Genomic DNA, 747 nt, shown 5'->3' with positions numbered 1-747 from the left:
GGGCAGGGGGTTGCGGGCGGCGGGGCGCCGGCTGAAGCTGGGGCTTCCTGCCGCCGGACTGCCCCGCCTTCATGTTCCCTGCCCCCATGTTCCAGGACCGCCAGAAGGCCACCACCGTCGCCGCGCTGGGCATCGCCCAGACCCTGGCCTGGGCCTCCTCCTACTACCTGCCGGCGATCCTGGCGCGGCCGATGGCGGCCGAGCTCGGCCTGTCGCCTTCCACCATCTATGGCTGGTTCTCGGCGGCGCTGCTGCTGACGGCGCTGCTCGGGCCCCTGGTCGGGCGGGCGATCGACCGGCGCGGCGGGCGGCCGGTGCTGGCGCTGTCCAACCTGGTCTTCGCCGCCGGGCTGCTGCTGATCGGCACGGCGCCGACGGAGCCCTGGGGCCAGCTCTGGATGGGGGCGGGCTGGCTGCTGCTGGGCGTCGGCATGGCGCTCGGCCTCTATGACGCGGCCTTCGCCACGCTGGCGGGCCTGTATGGCGCGCTGGCCAAGGGGCCGATCACCGGGGTCACGCTCTTCGCCGGCTTCGCCTCGACCATCGGCTGGCCACTGACCACCCTGCTCGAGGCCGAGATCGGCTGGCGCGGCGCCTGCCTGGCCTGGGCGGCGCTGCAGCTGCTGCTCGGCCTGCCGCTGAACCGGCTGCTGGTGCCGCCCGCCCCGCCGCCGGCGCCGAAATCCGCGGCCGAGGGGCAGGCGGCGCCGGCGCCCGCCCATGCCATGTGGGTGATCGGCTTCGTCT

The 747-nt window shown here is 75.4% G+C and carries 1 protein-coding gene; it reads left to right on the top strand.

The window, feature by feature from the left end; genetic code table 11:
* Positions 1–71: 71 nt before the first annotated feature.
* Positions 72–747 (top strand): MFS transporter (locus tag BKE38_RS28475; RefSeq protein WP_207553714.1); only part of this gene is annotated, 676 nt, incomplete at its 3' end.

The organism is Teichococcus deserti (assembly GCF_001982615.1).
Taxonomy (GTDB): Bacteria; Pseudomonadota; Alphaproteobacteria; order Acetobacterales; family Acetobacteraceae; genus Pseudoroseomonas; species Pseudoroseomonas deserti.
This window is presented reverse-complemented; position numbering and strand designations above follow the sequence as displayed.